Here is a 19180-nt window from a genome sequence, read left to right as displayed (position 1 = left end):
TGTTGAAGTGCGCGTTAGCCGCGCAAATCGCCGAGTTGCAGCGGATGTAAGCCGGTTTGAATGCGTTTGAAACCCAGCTGAAAGGCGCTCAAGGCACTGTTCGTCAATCAGCAGCGTCGCTATCTGAAGTGATCCGGGGCACACGTCGACATCGAAAATTACCCGCCTTTTGTAAGCGCAATCTGATTTTTCAAACCGCTCATCCAGCCGCCTTTCGCTGCGGCAGACTCCGACGTCTTGCCTTCTGCCGAGACGTCATGGATGACCCACGCTGCCCACATCACCTCGATCGAATATGAGCTGGATACTTTCCATCAGAGCCTGACGATTTATCGCCAGCAAATGGGTGCCTGGTATTCCCGAGCACTGAATTCGGTGAGCCATGCTGCGGATATGCCGTCGTTGCTGGGGATGGACCGGGTGTTGCGGGCCGGGGATTCGCAGCAGTCGGTGAGCCATACCGACGCGGATTTTTCTACCGTGGCTCGTTGCCCGGTGGGTGGCGTGCTTAAGATCCAGAGCAGGTTCGAGTCGCTGTATGACGTACAGATTGGCGACATCCCCGTTGAGGTGACCCGCCTGGATGACGGCAGTTCAGCAGTGATCATGCTCGATGAACACGGCGAGGGTTCGCACTATTGCTCCGCCGGCGGGCGCTATCAAGTTCGGGTTCAAGGTGGTGTTTCAGCGCAGCAAGTGGATGCCTTGTTCGCCTCTTATGCCGGACTGACAGCGGATCTGGAGCAATGGCTGCGCGATCAGTGGAAGGACTTCAAGCCGCATTGGCAGCAATCCACGGCCAGTGCAATTGGCAGCGGCGTACTGGCGGGCAGTTGGGCGGCGATCCGTGAGGTGTGGGACAGCATAAAGCTGGTGCAGTCGATCCTTGAGGATCCGTTGCAGTACGTAGAGCACTTGGGAGCCCAAGCAGCCAAGTTGGCGCAAATCGCCAGCGATGCACCCAAAATCATGGAACACGCGATGTTGCTGGCCAGTGATGAGGCGGCACTGTTCCTTCTGGTGCGCACCGCGTTGGTCTGGTTGGACGCATTGCCGCCGGGCCAGATCGCGCAAGTGGCTGCAGGGTTGATCGTGTCGCTGCTGATTGATCTGGTGATTGGCGCGGTACTGACCATCGCCTTACCGGCGGCGGGTGTGGCGTATTTAAGCTTGCGGCTGGGCAAGTATGGCGCTCGGATTGTTGAGGCTGCGGTTGGCTTCATACAGAGCATGCTGGTGATTCTGACCAAGTTCATGCAGGCGGTGGATCGCTATAAAGCGGTGGCGGTTCGAGGAGTGGTCGGTGGGCTGAAGCAGGGCACCCTGCAGATGCGCTGGAAGGCTCGACAGAACGCGGTGCTGCGGCAGAAAGAGCATGTAGATGATGTGCCTGCCGTGGCTTCGAATCCGAAGGGCGATGCGGCGGCTTCTGCGGACAAGACCGTTACTCACGGCTGCCCGGTGTCGATGGTCACCGGCGAGGAACTGCTGACTCTCACCGATGGTGCGCTGGACGGCATCTTGCCGTTCGAGTGGACGCGGTTGTACCGCACCAGTGCGGTTGAGGTGGACTGCGGGCTGGGGTTTGGCTGGAGTCATGCGCTGGCGCACAGGCTTTCTGTGTCGGGCGATTCGGTGGTGTGGACCGACCATGAGAATCGCTCGACCACCCTGCCCTTGCCGACGGCTGCTCGGCCGGCGATTACCAACAGCCTGGCGGAGGCGGCGATCTACTTGGGGTCTGCGCCTGATGAACTGGTGCTGGCCCAGTCTTCTCGGTTTTATCACTTTTTCGACGGTGTACTGACGGCGATCAGCGATGCGTATGACAACCGATTGCGCATTTTCCGGGACCGGTTGGGGCGTATTGAGCGGCTGGATAACGGTGCGGGCCGTTCGCTTTTTTTGCGGTATGAATTCGACCGCATCGTGGCGGTGGACTACCAGGTTCATCGCGCCACAGGCCATGAACCCTTCGTTTGGGTGACCGAGCAAACCGTCGTTTCCTACGCCTATGACGACGCCGGACGACTAGTATCGGCGACCAATGCCGTCGGTGAACGCGAGGTTTATCGGTACGACGAACAGCACGTCATTCTTGAGCGACAACTTGCCGGTGGGGCGAGTTTCTTTTGGGAATGGGAACGCGCCGGCAAGGCGGCACGCTGTGTCCGGCACTGGGCCAGTTTCTCGCAGATGGACACGCGCTATGCCTGGGGCGATGACGGCAGCGTCAGCGTGCATAACGCCGATGGCAGCCAGGAAGTGTATGTCCACGACGACCGCGCGCGACTGGTACAGCGCATCGATCCGGACGGCGCGCAGCATTTCAGATCCTACGATGCCAAGGGCCGACTGACCGTCGAGCAGGACCCGCTGGGTGCGGTGACGGCGTATCAATACGACGACGCCGGACGCTTGGTCGCGTTGTTTCCGGGAGATGACGAGCCGACGTCCTACGAGCATGACAACGGCTTCGTACGGGTGGTGCGGCGCGGTGAAGCGGTCTGGAAATACGAGCGCAATGAGCAAGGCGATGTCATCCGCAGGATTGATCCAGACGGCAACGCAACGGACTACAGCTACGACAAGCGGGGGCAACTGACTGGGGTCTGGTATCCCGACAATAGCTGTCATCGATTGGTATGGAACGAGCGCGGGCAATTGCTTGAGGAGCAATTACCGAATGGCGGCATTAAGCGCTATCGCTATGACGACCTAGGCCGGCAGGTTGCGCGTGAGGATGAGCATGGCGCGCTGACTCAGTATCAATGGGATGCCGTAGGACGCCTGCTGAAACTGACCCAGTTCGACGGTACCTATCGGGAATTCAGCTACAACCCCTACGGCAAAATAATCACCGAACGCGATGAACTCGGCCACGTCACCCGCTACGAATACGCCGACGGCCTGCACCTGATCAGCCGCCGCATCAATGCCGATGGCACCCAGGTCAAGTACCGCTACGACAACGTCCGCCTTTTGCTGACCGCCATCGAAAACGAAGTCGGTGAAACCTATCAACTGGACTACCACCCCAACGGCCTGATCCGACAGGAAACCGGCTTCGACGGCCAACGCACCGCCTACGCCTACGACCTCAACGGCAACCTGCTGGAAAAAACCGAACACGGCGACGATGGCAGTCAGCTGGTTACCCGCTACGAGCGCGACCACGCCAGTCGCCTCGTACGAAAAACCCTGCCCGATGGCAACACGGTCGACTACACCTACGACCGCCAGGGCAACCTCCTCAGCGTCGAAGACGGCCACTGGGCGCTGGCCTACGAGTACGACAAACAAAACCGACTCATTGCCGAACACCAGGGCTGGGGCACCTTGCGCTACGGCTACAACGCCTGCGGGCAACTTCAGCATTTGCGCCTGCCGGACAACAACCGCATCACCTTCAATCACGACAAAGGCGGCCATCTCGCCACCGTCGAGCTGAATGGCTCACTGCTGACCTCCCACCTGTTCCAAGCCGGTCGCGAACACCAACGCCAACAAGGCCAACTGCTCAGCCACTACCACTACGACGACCAAAACCGCCTGCACGCCCACGCCGTCACCCAACAACAAAACCACCTCTACCAACGCCAATACGACTACGACAAAGCCGGCAACCTCACCCGCCTGCTCGACACCCGCAAAGGCGAACACCGTTACCGCTACGACCCGCTTCAGCGCCTGACTCGCGCCGATCACTCCCAGGACGTCCAGGAGCGCTTCGCCCACAACCCCGCCGGCAATTTACTCATGCAGGACAGGCCGGGGCCGGACATCGTGGCGGGCAATCGCCTGATGATCCAGGGCGACCATCATTACGACTATGACGCCTTTGGAAATCTAATAAGAGAACGGCGTGGCAAGGGCCATTCACTCGTCACCGAGTACCGCTACGACTGCCAGCACCGACTGATCGGCGTCACCAAACCTAACGGCCAGACCGCCAGCTATCGCTATGACCCGTTTGGTCGGCGCATCAGCAAAACCATCGAAGAGAAAACCACAGAGTTCTTCTGGCAAGGCGACAAGCTGATCGCCGAACACCATGCCGATCGCCATCGCAGCTACCTCTACGAACCCGACAGTTTCCGTCCGCTGGCCTTGCTGGAAGGCTTCGGTCCAGAAGACGTGAAGTCCTACCACTACCAACTCGACCACCTCGGCACCCCGCAGGAACTCACCACTCCCGAAGGCGAAATCGTCTGGTCCGCCCACTACCGCGCCTACGGCGAAATCAGCCGCCTCGACGTCGGCAAAATCGACAACCCGCTGCGCTTCCAAGGCCAGTACTTCGACCAGGAAAGCGGCCTGCACTACAATCGCCATCGCTACTACCATCCGGATATTGGTCGTTACCTGACGCCTGATCCGGTGAAGCTGGCGGGTGGGATCAATGCGTACCAGTACGTGCCCAATCCGACGGGATGGGTAGACCCGTTAGGCTTGAGTAATTGCCCGGAGGGAAAAGGATGCAACGCTAAAAAAGAGCCTAAGGAGCCCGCGATTGATGTCCAAGTCGATGCAGGCGAACCAAATAGTCCATCTGCAACACAACGTCCGTCAGCATTTGCCAGCAAGCAAAAACTCAATGAGCATTACGAGAAGCACGGTTCTGAATTCGGCGCCGACTCTAGTCACGAATACTTACTCACCGCACGACATGTGATAAATGAAGGCACACAGGTTCAATATTCGTACAGAAACGCTCCAACAACCGGATATGTTTTACTAATGGGAACAAATAGGACAGGGCAAGCAAAATTCGCGTTTGCAGGAATAAATACAAGCGGCCATATTACGACTTTGCATACGAAAAGCGGAAAAGACTTCTGGAGGATGATAAATGGCGACCCCTCAGATAAAACCATTAGACCACACAGAAAATAGCTATATAAAAGCACAGGTGGTAGCGCTCAACGAGCATATAGAGGAAGACATAACTCTGCTCATTGAGGGCAGCATCATAAATTGCTTCGTCAGCTATTCCCCACACGACATAGAAGTCGGAAAAATCTATGACGTCGAGCTGACAATGAATCTATCTGATGACTACGAGATTGAGAGGGTTGAACCCAGAACACCACTGATTGAAAAGATAACTCCCGGCTACGCCTACCTACTTTACGGAAACCTAAACGACACACAATTTCAGAGCTTCGTCTCATTAAATGATGAGGACATTCACTACGATCATCCTGAATGTAACGAGCGTTTCATAAAACTAAAGGTCGACAGAATCGATGTCAGCTTCCGTTGATATTAAACGCTCCCCCCAGAAAACGCACTCGGTGGCCCAATGCAGCCTAGACGATGAGCCGAATAGCAAGCACAATCGGCTCACTAAATGAGCTGAATATCCCCTCTATTCGACTCACACACCCAGGCGTTCCCCTATGAATCAACCGCACTGGATCTGGCAACACCTCGACTGGCCCCATTTCCACTGGCAGCCCGGACGCTTGGCTGCTTTGCTGCGCGAATGCAGTCACTCCCAGGGCAAACTCCTGGGCATGCTCGGCTCCGCTGGTCAGGTAGCCAGCGCGCAGAACGAACTGGACGCGCTGCTGCAAAACATCCTGACCTCCTCCGCTATTGAAGGCGAGCAACTGAATGTCGGCTCGGTGCGGTCCTCTCTGGCGCGACGGTTAGGCCTGGAGGCCACGAAAGCCGGTCAGGTAAGCCGCCGTAGTGAAGGCCTCGCTGATCTGATGATGGATGCCACCGAGCAATTCGCCAAACCGTTCACCTATTCGCGTCTGATGCATTGGCACCATTTGCTGTTTCCAACTTCGCAAGCGAGCGTTTTCACGCGAGAGATAACTGTCGGGGGGCTGCGGGGGGATGAGCAGATGCAGGTAGTATCGGGCCGTCTTGACCGGCCTACCGTGCATTTTGAGGCGCCGCCACGCGCGGGGCTGAAGCAAGCGCTCGATGACTTTCTTGAGTGGTTCGAACTGAGCCGCAGTCAAGCGGAACTGGACCCCTTCATCCGTGCCGGCGTTGCGCATTTCTGGTTTATCACGCTTCACCCGTTCGATGACGGCAATGGTCGCCTGACACGCGCCATCACTGACTTGGCCTTGGCCCAGGGCGACCATCACGCGATACGCTTTTATGCGATGTCAGCCAGTATCCTTGAGGACCGCCAGGGCTATTACAACGCATTGGAGTCCAGCCAAAAGGCCACGCTCGATATCACGGATTGGCTCGAGTGGTTTCTGAGAACGTTGTTGCGCAGCCTGCAAGAGGCAATGGCGCGGATAGATCGTGTATTGAGCAAGACGCGATTCTGGGACCACCACCGCGGCGCTGCTTTGTCTGCCGAACAGACCAAGATGCTCAACCGTCTGCTCGACGGCGGTGAAAGAGGCTTCGAACAGGGCATCAGCGCCGCGCAGTACCAGGCGGTGGCCAAGGTGTCCAAGGCAACGGCCACGCGGCACCTGGCTGATTTGCTGGAAAAAAACTGCCTGATCCGTCTCCCCGCAGGCGGCCGCAGCACGCGTTATCAGATCAATCCCACCTACGAGTAGCAGCCCCGCTCATTTGCCCCAATCCCCCATGTCTGCTAGTGTCGCGCCGGTTTACCGTCTACCGGAATTGCCGCCATGGCCCGCAAAAAAGTTGCACTCGATTTCGAACAATCCCTCGCCGACCTGCAAACCCTGGTCGAGCGTCTGGAGAACGGCGAGTTGTCGCTGGAAGACTCGTTGACGGCGTTTGAGCAAGGCATCGGCCTGACCCGTGATTGCCAGAGCGCGTTGGCGCAGGCTGAGCAGAAAGTGCAGGTGTTGCTCGAGCGCGACGGGGAGTTGGCCGAAGAACCTTTCGATGCGGAACAACCCGAATGATCGATGCGTATCAGGCCAGTAGCCAAGCCCGGGTAAATGCGGCGCTGGAGCCCTTGTTTGTTGCGCCGAGCCCGGAAATGAAGCGGCTTTACGAAGCCATGCGCTACAGCGTGATGAATGGCGGCAAGCGCGTGCGCCCGTTGCTGGCGTACGCGGCCTGTGAAGCGCTGGGTGCGCCAGCCGAGCAAGCCAATGGCGCGGCCTGTGCGGTAGAACTGATTCACGCCTATTCCCTGGTACACGACGATCTGCCGGCGATGGACGACGACGATCTGCGTCGCGGCCAGCCGACCACCCATAAAGCCTTTGATGAAGCCTATGCGATCCTGGCCGGTGATGGCTTGCAGAGCTTGGCGTTCAGCGCATTGCTGGACCCGGCGCTGAGCAGTGTCAACGCCGAGATCCGCCTGCGCATGGTCACCGCCCTGGCCCTGGCCGCAGGCCCGGCCGGGATGGTCGGCGGGCAGGCGATCGACATGGGTTCGGTCAGCCTCAAGTTGGATCAACACGCCCTGGAACACATGCATCGTCACAAGACCGGCGCGTTGATCGAGGCCGCCGTGCAACTGGGCGCCCTGGCCAGCGGCCGGGCTGAAGCCGCGCAATTGGCGGCGCTGCACACCTATTCACGGGCTATCGGCCTGGCCTTCCAGGTGCAGGACGATATTCTCGACGTGGAAAGCGACACCGCCACCCTCGGCAAACGCCAGGGTGCCGATATCGCACGGGACAAGCCGACCTATCCTGCGCTGCTCGGGCTTGCGGCCGCCAAGGGCTACGCCCTGGAGCTGCGCGATCAGGCCCTGGACGCCCTGCGACCTTTCGACGCGGCGGCTGAGCCGTTGCGTGAGCTGGCGCGGTATATCGTCGAACGTCGCCACTGACACCTGCGGCCATAAGCGCCGCATATCGGCCAAGTTCGCCCCTCTGCGTGGGCAGTTTGCGATGCTTGAGGTAAACTGCCGCCTCTTCTATACCTATAACGATTCGCCTGATGCCCACGACGTTCCAAGAGATTCCCCGCAAGCGCCCGTCCACGCCTCTGCTCGACCGTGCTGCCACGCCGGACGGCCTGCGTCGACTGGGTGAAGCCGAGCTGGAAACCCTGGCCGATGAACTGCGCCTGGAATTGCTCTACACGGTCGGCCAGACCGGTGGGCATTTCGGTGCCGGGCTGGGCGTGATCGAGCTGACCATCGCCTTGCACTACGTATTCGACACCCCGGACGACCGGCTGGTGTGGGACGTGGGCCATCAGGCGTATCCGCATAAAATCCTTACCGGCCGTCGCGAACGCATGGCCAGCCTGCGTCAGAAGGACGGTATCGCCGCCTTTCCACGGCGCTCGGAGAGTGAGTACGACACCTTTGGCGTCGGCCACTCCAGCACCTCCATCAGTGCGGCGCTGGGCATGGCGATTGCCGCCCGCCTGCAAGGCAGTGAGCGCAAGGCGATTGCGGTAATCGGTGATGGCGCGCTGACTGCGGGCATGGCCTTCGAAGCGCTGAACCATGCGCCGGAAGTGGATGCCAACATGTTGGTGATCCTCAACGACAACGACATGTCGATTTCGCGCAATGTCGGTGGTTTGTCCAATTACCTGGCCAAGATCCTCTCCAGCCGCACCTACGCCAGCATGCGTGAAGGCAGCAAGAAAGTGCTGTCGCGTCTGCCCGGCGCGTGGGAAATTGCCCGTCGCACTGAAGAATATGCCAAGGGCATGCTGGTGCCCGGCACGCTGTTCGAGGAATTGGGCTGGAATTACATCGGCCCGATCGACGGCCACGACCTGCCCACCCTGATTGCCACGCTGCGCAATATGCGTGACCTCAAGGGCCCGCAGTTCCTGCATATCGTCACCAAGAAAGGCAAAGGCTTCGCGCCGGCGGAAGTCGACCCGATCGGTTATCACGCGATCACCAAGCTCGAACCCCTGGACGCCCCCGCCGCTGCGCCGAAAAAGGTCAGCGGACCGAAGTATTCGGGTGTGTTTGGCGAATGGCTGTGCGACATGGCCGCCGCCGACCCGCGCCTGGTAGGCATTACTCCGGCAATGAAGGAAGGCTCCGACCTGGTGGCCTTCAGCGAGCGTTTCCCGCTGCGCTATTTCGACGTGGCGATTGCCGAGCAGCACGCGGTGACGTTCGCCGCGGGCATGGCGTGTGAAGGCGCCAAGCCGGTGGTCGCGATTTACTCGACCTTCCTGCAACGCGGTTATGACCAGTTGGTGCATGACGTGGCGGTGCAGAACCTCGACGTACTGTTCGCCATCGACCGCGCCGGACTGGTGGGCGAAGACGGCCCGACCCACGCGGGCAGTTTCGACCTGTCCTACCTGCGCTGCATCCCCGGCATGCTGGTGATGACGCCGAGCGACGAGAACGAATTGCGCAAGATGCTCAGCACTGGCCACCAGTACAACGGCCCCGCCGCCGTGCGCTATCCGCGCGGCAATGGCCCGAATGCGGTGATCGAGAAAGACCTGGAGCCGATTGAAATCGGCAAGGGTATCGTGCGTCGCCAGGGCAGCAAGACGGCCTTCCTGGTGTTCGGCGTGCAACTGGCCGAAGTCCTGAAAGTCGCGGAGAAACTCGATGCCACCGTGGTCGACATGCGCTTCGTCAAACCACTGGATGAAGCCCTGGTGCGCGAGATTGCCGGTAGTCACAAACTGCTGGTGACGGTCGAAGAAAACGCCATCATGGGCGGCGCCGGTGCGGCGGTCAGTGAATTCCTGGCACGGGAGAATATCCTCAAGTCGGTGCTGCACCTGGGCTTGCCGGATGTGTACGTCGAACACGCCAAGCCGGCGCAGATGCTGGCCGAATGCGGGTTGGACGAAGCCGGTATCGAAGCCTCGGTGCGCCAGCGTCTGGCGCTCTTGAATCCGTAACTGGATCCATATGTGGGAGGGGGCTTGCTCCCGATAGCGGTGTATCAGTCCCAGATGTTCTGACTGACACACCGCAATCGGGGGCAAGCCCCCTCCCACATTTGATTTGTGCAGCCTTCAAACGCTATGGACAGCCCAAGAAACGCCTGAGGCTTGCCCTGCTGCTGCTACCCTGCACCGATCTGCTCGCCGACACCCGCGACCAGGCCTTGAAGCTCTCCGAAGTGGTCATCAGTGCCAACCGCCAGATGCAGGCGCGTAACGACAGCGGCGCTCAAGCAGAAATTGTTCGGCTGGCAAGGCAACCTCGGCGTGTCGCTGATCGACCCGCGCGACCGCGACAGCGGCCATACCCTGGCGCGGCGCGCACGGCGCACGTTGAACCTGGACCTGGATCGGCAGTTCGACAAGCTCGGTGTGGGCGCGAGCTGGCAGGGATCAGCAGCAGTTACGATGACGAAGCCAATCGTCATCGCCTGGGCGGGTATGCCTTGCTGGGGCTGCGCAGCAGTTGGGCATTGAACCACGAAGTTTTGTTGTCGCTGAAGGTCGATAACGTGCTGGACAAGTCTTATGCGCGGGCGAAATACAACTACCTCGAGGGGTATCAGAATTATCGCGAAGAAGGCCGGACGTGGATGCTCGGGGTGACCTGGACACCCGGGATTTGAGTTGTCTGAACCGGCGTCATCGCAGCAAGGGTGCCTACACAATTCCAGTAGCGCCCAACCGTAACCACGATACAAAGCGAGCCGCCCTTGATCTTGATCTGCTTTTGATCTTAAGCGCCCCGTTAAACCACGCTGGCCGAACGCAGGCTTGAATCCGTGGGCAACCCGGCAGGACGCCGGGTTAGCCGCACTGGGCCAGGGATGGCCCATTGCGGCGGCCCACGGATTCAAGCCGGAGAGAGGGCACACCGAGCCTAAGCGAGGTGCCGAGTGGTGGGGCAAGAGCGTTTTGCTTACTTTTGCGCTTTTCAAAAGTGAGCCGCCGTAAGGGCGGAACCCTAAGTGGCCGTTACCGCAGAAACGGATATGTACTCAACCCAATCCAACATCCTGGTCGGCCCAGAGGCCGCCATCGGGGGCAAGCCCCCTCCCACATTTGAAATGCATTCCCCTGTGGGAACTGGCTTGCCTGCGATAGCGATGTCACAGGTTCGGCGCAATCACCTGACACAACCGCGCCACCGCTTCCAGCATCTGCCCGCTGGGCCGCTCCAGGCCCTTGTCCGGCACCAGCCGCACGCGCTCAAACATAGTCGGCCAGACCTTCCAGGCCTCCCGCTGCGCCTGATCGCCTACCAGGATCAGCTGCGGATCACGCTGCAACACTGACTCGATACTGACCTGCGGCGCCGGCAGCTTGAGGTCGTCGAATACATTGCGCGCACCGCACACGTTCAACGCATCACTGATGATCTGCTCACCGCCCACGGTGTACAGCGGCTGATTCCAGACCTGGTAAAACACGCGCAGCGGCTCGGCGCGCCGATAGCGCTGGCGCAGTTCGGCGAGGCGCTGGCGTAGCTGTGCGGCGAGTTTTCGACCTGCATCAGCGCGATCCAATTGCTCGGCAATCGCCTGGACCTGTGTGGTCAATTGTTCAAGATTATGAGGTTCGGCGACGTACACCGGGATATTCAGGCGCTGCAACTGCTCGCGCTGGGCCGAACCGACGCTGCCGGGCCAGAGCAGGATCAGGTCGGGCTTGAGGCTGAGCAGGCGCTCCATGTCCAGCTGACCATAGCGCCCCACCGATGGCACGCTGACCAGCGCCGCCGGACGTTCGCCGCCATCGAGCACACCGACCAATACATCAGCGGCCCCCAATTCCACCACGATTTCAGAGAGCGACGGCGCCAGGCTCACCACGCGCTCGACCGCCCAGGCCTGAGCGCTGAACACCAGCAGCAGCGCCAGCCAGTAGGGTTTCATCCCAACTGACGCGGAATGCGATAGAGGTAGAACAGCACCGTCGTCGACAGCGCCAGCAAGAACAGCGGCACCGCTTCCAGGCCGACGAACACCGCCAACGCGCCGATCCAGGCCGGTAACGCAGCGACCAGCAAGGCCGTGCGCCGACGCGCAGCGAGGGAGATCCAGGCGGCGGGCTCTTCAGCGGTGTCGAGGGCTTTGGAGGTGGCGATCAGCGCGTGTTTATAAGCGTGGAAATAACGCAGGCTGATAAACATCGAGGCCACGCCGGCAATAAAGAACGGCATGGCCAGTACGGGAAGCAAAGACTCGGCGCGGCCGAATACCAGGTTGATCACAAACAGAGGAAGCAACGCCAGGGCCAGGTACTGCCACCAACTGAAGGACAGACGCCGTTTCACCTGGCCGCGGGTCACGCGCGGTCGACCTCGCCCTGATGCTCGTTGCCCATCATGTGGTCGAGCTTGCTCGCCTTGGTGGCCAGGTACAGTTTGTTGTGCGGGTTGTGCCCGGTGTGCAGCGGCACGCGCTCGGCCACGGTGATGCCCATTTCGGTCAAGGCTTTTACTTTTCGCGGGTTGTTGGTCATCAGGCGCAGCGACTTCACGCCCAGATGCTCGAGCATCGGCAGGCAGATGGCATAGTCACGCTGGTCGGCGGCGAAGCCCAGGCGCTCGTTGGCTTCCACGGTGTCGGCGCCGCCATCTTGCAATTCGTAGGCGCGGATCTTGTTCAACAGGCCGATGCCACGGCCTTCCTGACGCAAGTACAGCAGCACGCCACGACCTTCACGGGCGATGGCCTGCAACGCGGCTTCCAATTGCGAACCGCAGTCGCAACGCTGGCTGAACAGCGCATCGCCGGTCAGGCATTCGGAATGCACGCGGCCCAGCACCGGCGCACCATCAGCGATATCGCCCAGGCTGAGCACAACGTGCTCGCGCCCGGTGGCTTCTTCGAGAAAGCCATGCATGGTGAACGTGGCAAAGGGGGTAGGCAGCTTGGAAGCGGCGACGAAAACGACGGGCACCGTGTGCTCCTGATTTCAGATTTCACAGAGGCAGGCATTGTAACAGCCTGTTCCTACAGACGCTTAAGCTGAATGATCGCTGATAAAGATCAATAGGTTCGATTGGCCTTCGGCTTGGTTCTATGTAGGAGCGAGCTTGCTCGCGAAAGTCGTAACGTTAACGCAGGTATTCTGAATCAACGCGAGGTTTATGGGTTTTTCGCGAGCAAGCTCGCTCCTACAAGGGGTAGGGCTGTTTCCAGTGGTCGAAAATCGCTTTCAGTTCACCAGTCTTGACCAGGCTGGCCAGACGCTGGTCATACACGGCCATCAATGCCCTGCCACGCTCGGTGTCGGCAAAGCCTACGTAGAGCGGTAGTTCAGCGATATGAGTGAGTTTGAATAGCGCAGGGTCTTGAGCCTGACTGAGCACGTATTTAGCTTCGGTGAGGGCCTCGATGTAGAAGTCCGCATGGCCGTATTGGAGCATCGACAAAATACCGCTGCGCCGCTGAACCTGATTGAACCGGCGCACATTCGGCAAATATTGCTCGTATTTGTAACCCCGCACCCAGGCCAGGCGGTAATCACCGAGCGTCGCCAGGTTAGGCGTAGGCAGCGTTGCCAGCCCGAGGGCATAGATATGATCGGCGTCGAATGGCCACTGCGGGTATAGCACATGCTCGGCTTCATCGCGGTAGGAACCCACCCAACCATCCACCTCGCCGCGCTGGGCCAGGCCAATCGAGCGGGTATAGGGCACGCTGCGGATCTGCAGGGTGACGCCTGCCGGTTCGAACACCCGGCGCAACACGTCCCAGGCCAGGCCGCTGCCGTCATTGTTGGTGTAGTCGTTCCACTCCTCGCTGGCCAGGACGACCTTGTCGGGCACCCGGGCTTCATCCGCCTCAAGCACAGAGGTCAGGGCGCACAGCATGATCAGCAGCCAGCAGCGCACACTCATCGTGAGGGCTTCCTACGTGAAGATAGTCATATGAAAGGTTAGCGCAGGACGTCGGCTACGGCAGTTCGTGAAAATGCTGATAGCCGTGCACGGCAGGGGTGACGTCTTGTCCATGGGTGTCGAGCAGTGTGACGCCCTGCCCCGCTTCGACCCGACCGATCACATGAATCGGCCATCCACCCGCCTGCAAGGCTGCCAGTTCGGCCTGCGGTAACGTGAATACCAGCACATAGTCGTCGCCACCACTCAACGCCGCCACACGGGCCTCATCGTCACCGACAAATGCCCGCAACGCAGCAGACAAAGGCAAGGTATCGCGCTCGATCACCAGGCTGACAGCCGATGCCCTGGCGATATGCCCGCAATCGGCCAGTAGCCCGTCGGAGATATCCATGGCCGACGTCGCTTTACCCCGCAGGGCCAGGCCCAACCCCAGTTGCGGTTGCGGCGACCAATAGTGGGCGAGCAGCGGTTCGGCGATGGCGGCCTGCGCGCTGCGCTGACCCAATACCAGCGGTAAGGCACCGGCCGCATTGCCCAATTCACCACCGACACACAGCAGATCACCTGGCCGCGCACCGCTGCGCGTCAAGGCCCGCCCGGCCGGCACGCGACCGAACACGGTCAAGGTCAGGCTCAGCGGCCCGCGCGTGGTATCGCCGCCCACCAGGCCCACACCACAGCGTTGCGCCATGGCGTTCAAACCTTGGGCATAGCGTTGCAGCCAGTCGGCATCGACGGTCGGGGTAGTGAGGGCAAGGGTAAACGCGAGGGGGTGGGCGCCCATGGCGGCCAGGTCGCTCACCGCTACGGCCAGCGAGCGCTGGCCGAGCAGGAACGGGTCGCAGGGGTCGGCAAAATGCACGCTGGCCACTAATGTGTCAGTAGAAACCGCCAGTTGCTCCCCGGCGGGGAGCGCCAGCAAGGCGCAGTCGTCGCCGATCCCCAGGGCAATGCCTTCGCCGCCTTGCGCACAGGGCGCGGCGGCGAAATAGTTGCGGATCAGCTCGAACTCGCCCATTCAGGTCTCAAGCGCGGTTCAGCGCTTGTACGCCTTCACTTCAGCTTCACGCAGGCGCGGAGCCAGCTTGTCGAGCACGCCGTTGACGAATTTGTGGCCGTCGGTCGAACCGTAGACTTTCGCCAGTTCGATGCCTTCGTTGATCACCACGCGATACGGCACGTCGACGCGCTTGAGCAGTTCCCAGGTGGACAGGCGCAGCACGGCCAGTTCAACCGGGTCCAGCTCTTCGAGGGTCAGGTCCAGGCAGGGCGTCAGAGCAGCGTCGATCTCGTCCAGGTTGGCCGGAACACCGTGCAGGATGTCGTGGAAGTAGCTCTGGTCGGCGAAGGTGAAATCGTTATCCACGCGAAATTGCGCTTCGATTTCGTTCAGCGAGGTGCCGGCCATGTGGCGCTGGTACAGCGCTTGGGTCGCCAACTGGCGCGCAGCACGGCGCTTTTCGCTTTTCGAAGGCTTGCCGGCGTCGGCTGGACGCTCGTCGCGTGGGTTGAAACGATCGCTCTCGTCGGAAATCACTTGGCCTCCAACTGCGACAGCAGGCTGACCATTTCCAGGGCGGACAGGGCAGCTTCAGCGCCTTTGTTACCGGCCTTGGTGCCGGAGCGCTCGATGGCTTGCTCGATGGAATCAACGGTCAGCACGCCGAAAGCGACGGGCACGCCGAACTCCATGGACACCTGGGCCAGGCCCTTGGTGCATTCGCCGGCCACGTATTCGAAGTGCGGGGTGCCGCCACGAATGACCGCGCCCAGGGCGATGATCGCCGCGTATTCACCCTGTTGGGCAACCTTTTGCGCAACCAGTGGAATTTCGAAGGCGCCAGGGGCACGGATAAGGGTGATGTCGCTCTCGCTCACACCGTGGCGAACCAGGGCGTCAACGGCACCGCTTACCAGGCTTTCAACCACGAAGCTGTTGAAGCGGCCAACCACCAGGGCATAGCGGCCTTTGGGGGCGATGAAGGTACCTTCGATGGTCTTCAGGGTCATTCGACAAATCTCTTAAAGAGCCGGGACGCGAAAAGTGCGTCCCTCAGTGATGATTTAACCGCGAACAAGGGGCAAAAATCGCCAGCCTTTATTCGGAGGGCACGTATTCTACAACTTCCAGGTCGAATCCGGATATCGCATTAAATTTCATCGGTGCGCTCATCAGGCGCATTTTGCGCACACCGAGGTCGCGCAGGATCTGCGAACCGGCACCGACGATGCTGTAGGTGGTCGGCTTTTTCACCGGCACGTGGTCGGCCGTTTCGCGGATATGCGCCAGCAACGCATCGCCATCCACCGGGTGACCAAGCAACAGCACCACGCCACTGCCGGCCTCGGACACCGCCGCCATGGCGGCACGCAGGCTCCAGCGGCCGGGTTGCTTGACCATCAGCAGGTCGCGCAGCGGGTCCATGTTGTGCACGCGCACCAGGGTCGGCTCGTCGGCGCAAATGCTGCCCAGGGTCAGGGCCATGTGCACGTCGCCTTCCACTGAATCACGGTAGGTCACCAGATTGAATTGGCCCAGCTCGCTGTCCAGCGGCTGCTCGGCAATCCGCTGAACGGTTCGCTCGTGGATCATGCGGTAGTGAATCAGGTCGGCAATGGTGCCGATCTTGAGGTTGTGTTCGGCGGCAAAGGCTTCGAGTTCACTGCGACGGGCCATGGTGCCGTCGTCGTTCATCACCTCGCAGATCACCCCGCTCGGCTCGAACCCGGCCATGCGCGCCAGGTCGCAGGCGGCTTCGGTGTGACCGGCGCGCGCCAGGGTGCCGCCCGGCTGGGCCATCAGCGGGAAGATGTGGCCCGGGCTGACGATGTCTTCGGCCTTGGCGTCTTTCGCGGCGGCGGCTTGCACAGTGCGCGCACGGTCAGCGGCGGAGATGCCGGTGGTGACGCCGGTGGTCGCTTCAATCGATACGGTGAACTTGGTGCCGAACCCCGAGCCATTGCGCGGTGCCATCAGCGGCAGTTTGAGCAATTCGCAGCGGTCACGGCTCATGGGCATGCAGATCAGCCCACGGGCGTGCTTGGCCATGAAGTTGATGTGCTCGGGTTTGCACGCCTCGGCGGCCATGATGATATCGCCTTCGTTCTCGCGATCTTCGTCATCCATCAGGATGACCATCTTGCCTTGGCGGATGTCTTCAACCAGTTCTTCGATGCTATTGAGCGCCACGCGGCACCCCCTTGGTCAGGATTTCAGGTAGCCGTTAGCGGCCAGAAAACTTTCGGTGATGTTGCCTGATGCAGGCTCTGCGGCCTTTTCGCCCAGCAACAGGCGCTCCAGGTAACGGGCAAGCAAGTCCACTTCCAGGTTCACCCGCCGGCCTGGCTGGTAGGAGGCCATGATGGTTTCGCTGAGGGTGTGGGGAATGATGGTCAGTTCGAATTCGGCGCCATTGACGGCGTTCACGGTCAGGCTGGTGCCGTCGACGGTGATCGAGCCTTTGTGGGCGATGTACTTGGCCAGCTCTTTCGGCGCACGGATACGAAATTCCACGGCGCGCGCGTTTTCGCTGCGGGCCACGACTTCGCCGACGCCGTCGACATGACCGCTGACCAGGTGGCCGCCCAGGCGCGTGGTCGGCGTCAGGGCTTTTTCCAGGTTGACCGGGCTGCCAGCCTTGAGGTCGTTCATCGCGGTGCAGTCCAGGGTTTCGCGGCTGACATCGGCGGCAAAACCGTTGCCCGGCAGCTCGACGACCGTCAGGCACACACCGCTGACGGCGATGCTGTCGCCCAGCTTGACGTCGCCCAGATCGAGCTTGCCGGTTTCAACCAGCAAGCGAATGTCGCCGCCTTTGGGGGTCATTGCACGGATGCTGCCGATGGACTCGATAATACCGGTGAACATGTCGTTCTCCTGAAAACGGGGGCTGACGCTCAAGCGCAGGCCGGGAATTATACGCTGGCCGCAGGGACGGGAATGGCAGTGACTCGCCAGTCGTCGCCCACGGCACGCATGTCAGTGATCTTGAGTTGGGGCGCGTCGGCCAGCTTCTCAAGCGGCCAGTCCAGCAAAGGTCGGGCAGCGGAGCCGAGGAACTTGCCGGCGACAAAAATCACGTATTCGTCGACCAGGCCCTGCTGGGCAAACGCGCCCGCCAGGCTTGGGCCGGCTTCCACCAGCACGTCGTTGACGCCACGGGCGGCGAGTGCCACCAGCGCTGAACGCAGGTCGACCTGGCCCTCCACACCCGGTACCACCAGGCACTCGGGGCCACGGGGGAACTGGTTTTCCGGGGTCACGCAGGTGATGACCAATGCCGGGCCCGCCTTGAAGAACGGCGCATTGAGCGGCACCCGCAGGCGGCCGTCGATCAACACGCGCAGCGGCGGGCGCGACATGACCAGGGCGGTGGTTTCTTCATCCAGCCCCAGCTCGGCGGCGCGCACGGTCAGGCGCGCGCCGTCGGCCAGCACCGTATCGGCGCCGGTCAGCACCACGCTCGCTTCGGCGCGCAGGCGCTGCACGGCGGCACGTGCGGCAGGGCCGGTGATCCATTGGCTTTCGCCGCTGGCCATGGCGGTGCGCCCGTCCAGGCTCATCGCCAGCTTGACCCGCACAAACGGCAGGCCGTGTTCCATGCGTTTGAGAAAGCCAGGGTTCAGCGCACGCGCTTGGGACTCGAGCACGCCGCTACGAATGTCGATCCCGGCCTGGGCCAGACGCTGCATGCCGCGCCCCGCCACTTCCGGGTTGGGGTCCTGCATCCCGGCCACTACCCGCGCCACACCGGCGCTCACCAGCGCATCGGCGCACGGCGGCGTGCGGCCATGGTGGCTGCAGGGTTCGAGGGTCACGTACACCGTCGCGCCACGGGCCTTCTCACCGGCGGCGCGCAAGGCATTCGGTTCGGCATGGGGCTCGCCGGTGCGCTCATGCCAGCCTTCGCCGACAATCTGCCCGTCACGCACGATCACGCAGCCCACCCGTGGGTTGGGATGGGTGGTGTACAGGCCCTTGCGCGCCAATTCGAGGGCGCGTGCCATGTAATGGGCGTCGAGGACCGCCTGTTCGGCCGTCATTGTTTGGAGGGCTCACGGGCCAGGCGGTCGATCTCTTCGCGGAACTCATTGAGGTCCTGGAAGCGTCGGTATACCGAGGCGAAACGGATATAGGCGACTTCGTCGAGCTTTTGCAGCTCGCCCATCACCAACTCGCCCACCACCAGGCTCTTGACCTCGCGCTCGCCGGTCGCGCGCAGCTTGTGCTTGATATGCACCAGCGCCGCCTCCAGGCGCTCGACACTCACCGGGCGTTTTTCCAGGGCGCGCTGCATACCGGCGCGCAGTTTGTCTTCGTCGAAAGGCTGGCGGCTGCCGTCGGACTTGATCAGGCGCGGCAGCACCAGTTCGGCGGTTTCGAAGGTGGTGAAACGCTCACCGCAGGCCAGGCATTCGCGCCGGCGACGCACTTGGTCGCCCTCGGCGACCAGACGCGAGTCAATGACCTTGGTGTCGTTGGCACCGCAGAAGGGACAGTGCATGGTTGGC

General features: G+C 61.1%; 17 protein-coding genes and 1 pseudogene. 7 read left to right on the top strand and 11 right to left on the bottom strand.

Annotation, left to right across the window (positions count from 1 at the left end):
- Positions 1–261 precede the first annotated feature (261 nt).
- From TU82_RS19520 to TU82_RS28060, 7 genes and pseudogenes are all read left to right on the top strand, one after another.
- A complete protein-coding gene (locus TU82_RS19520) occupies positions 262–4896 on the top strand; it encodes an RHS repeat-associated core domain-containing protein (protein WP_057724869.1) in 4635 nt (1544 codons plus the stop codon).
- Positions 4853–5266, top strand: coding sequence for a hypothetical protein (locus TU82_RS19515; RefSeq protein WP_057724868.1), 414 nt, complete (start codon positions 4853–4855; stop codon positions 5264–5266). Before TU82_RS19520 ends, TU82_RS19515 begins: the two co-directional genes overlap by 44 nt.
- A gap of 136 nt (positions 5267–5402) precedes the next feature.
- Complete coding sequence (locus tag TU82_RS19510; protein ID WP_057724867.1) at positions 5403–6542, top strand: Fic family protein; 1140 nt, start codon at positions 5403–5405, stop codon at positions 6540–6542.
- 75 nt (positions 6543–6617) lie between these two features.
- Positions 6618–6860, top strand: coding sequence for an exodeoxyribonuclease VII small subunit (locus tag TU82_RS19505; protein ID WP_003176346.1), 243 nt, complete (start codon positions 6618–6620; stop codon positions 6858–6860).
- Entirely contained in the window at positions 6857–7744 is an 888-nt protein-coding gene (locus TU82_RS19500) for a polyprenyl synthetase family protein (protein WP_057724866.1), read from the top strand. Before TU82_RS19505 ends, TU82_RS19500 begins: the two co-directional genes overlap by 4 nt.
- 110 nt (positions 7745–7854) lie before the next feature.
- Positions 7855–9753 carry a 1-deoxy-D-xylulose-5-phosphate synthase gene (gene dxs, locus TU82_RS19495; protein WP_057724865.1) on the top strand — a complete coding sequence of 633 codons (1899 nt, stop codon included), beginning with the start codon at positions 7855–7857 and terminating at the stop codon, positions 9751–9753.
- Positions 9754–10020: 267 nt separating this feature from the next.
- Positions 10021–10424: pseudogene (locus TU82_RS28060) on the top strand (TonB-dependent receptor domain-containing protein); the annotation flags it as partial.
- 483 nt (positions 10425–10907) lie between these two features.
- On the opposite strand, the gene TU82_RS19485 reads toward TU82_RS28060, so the two are convergent.
- The 11 genes from TU82_RS19485 to nrdR form a co-directional block, all read right to left on the bottom strand.
- On the bottom strand, positions 10908–11693 hold the full coding sequence (locus tag TU82_RS19485; RefSeq protein WP_057724863.1) for a cobalamin-binding protein: 786 nt from the start codon (positions 11691–11693) through the stop codon (positions 10908–10910).
- Positions 11690–12109, bottom strand: coding sequence for a hypothetical protein (locus tag TU82_RS19480; protein WP_057724862.1), 420 nt, complete (start codon positions 12107–12109; stop codon positions 11690–11692). Before TU82_RS19480 ends, TU82_RS19485 begins: the two co-directional genes overlap by 4 nt.
- On the bottom strand, positions 12106–12723 hold the full coding sequence (ribA, locus tag TU82_RS19475) for a GTP cyclohydrolase II (protein WP_057724861.1): 618 nt from the start codon (positions 12721–12723) through the stop codon (positions 12106–12108). Before ribA ends, TU82_RS19480 begins: the two co-directional genes overlap by 4 nt.
- Before the next feature lie 217 nt (positions 12724–12940).
- Positions 12941–13666: a substrate-binding periplasmic protein gene (locus TU82_RS19470; protein ID WP_057724860.1), complete on the bottom strand. Its 726-nt coding sequence runs from the start codon at positions 13664–13666 to the stop codon at positions 12941–12943.
- A 55-nt stretch (positions 13667–13721) separates the two neighbouring features.
- On the bottom strand, positions 13722–14687 hold the full coding sequence (thiL, locus tag TU82_RS19465) for a thiamine-phosphate kinase (RefSeq protein WP_057724859.1): 966 nt from the start codon (positions 14685–14687) through the stop codon (positions 13722–13724).
- An 18-nt stretch (positions 14688–14705) separates the two neighbouring features.
- Positions 14706–15206 carry a transcription antitermination factor NusB gene (nusB, locus tag TU82_RS19460; protein WP_057724858.1) on the bottom strand — a complete coding sequence of 167 codons (501 nt, stop codon included), beginning with the start codon at positions 15204–15206 and terminating at the stop codon, positions 14706–14708.
- Complete coding sequence (ribH, locus tag TU82_RS19455) at positions 15203–15679, bottom strand: 6,7-dimethyl-8-ribityllumazine synthase (protein ID WP_003194576.1); 477 nt, start codon at positions 15677–15679, stop codon at positions 15203–15205. The genes nusB and ribH overlap by 4 nt, the downstream gene beginning before the upstream one ends.
- Positions 15680–15767: 88 nt before the next feature.
- The gene (gene ribBA, locus TU82_RS19450; protein ID WP_057724857.1) at positions 15768–16859 is read right to left on the bottom strand and encodes a bifunctional 3,4-dihydroxy-2-butanone-4-phosphate synthase/GTP cyclohydrolase II; all 1092 of its coding nucleotides are present in this window, start codon (positions 16857–16859) and stop codon (positions 15768–15770) included.
- Positions 16860–16874: 15 nt separating this feature from the next.
- Positions 16875–17537 carry a riboflavin synthase gene (locus tag TU82_RS19445; protein ID WP_057724856.1) on the bottom strand — a complete coding sequence of 221 codons (663 nt, stop codon included), beginning with the start codon at positions 17535–17537 and terminating at the stop codon, positions 16875–16877.
- Between the two features lie 47 nt (positions 17538–17584).
- Positions 17585–18712 carry a bifunctional diaminohydroxyphosphoribosylaminopyrimidine deaminase/5-amino-6-(5-phosphoribosylamino)uracil reductase RibD gene (gene ribD / locus TU82_RS19440; protein WP_057724855.1) on the bottom strand — a complete coding sequence of 376 codons (1128 nt, stop codon included), beginning with the start codon at positions 18710–18712 and terminating at the stop codon, positions 17585–17587.
- Positions 18709–19173, bottom strand: a complete 465-nt coding sequence (gene nrdR / locus TU82_RS19435; protein ID WP_057725052.1) for a transcriptional regulator NrdR — start codon at positions 19171–19173, stop codon at positions 18709–18711. The genes ribD and nrdR overlap by 4 nt, the downstream gene beginning before the upstream one ends.
- Positions 19174–19180 lie beyond the last annotated feature (7 nt).

It is taken from the genome of Pseudomonas orientalis, assembly GCF_001439815.1.
Classification (GTDB): domain Bacteria; phylum Pseudomonadota; class Gammaproteobacteria; order Pseudomonadales; family Pseudomonadaceae; genus Aquipseudomonas; species Aquipseudomonas orientalis.
The sequence above is the reverse complement of the archived record's forward strand: the minus strand, read 5'-3'. Positions and strand labels throughout refer to the sequence as shown.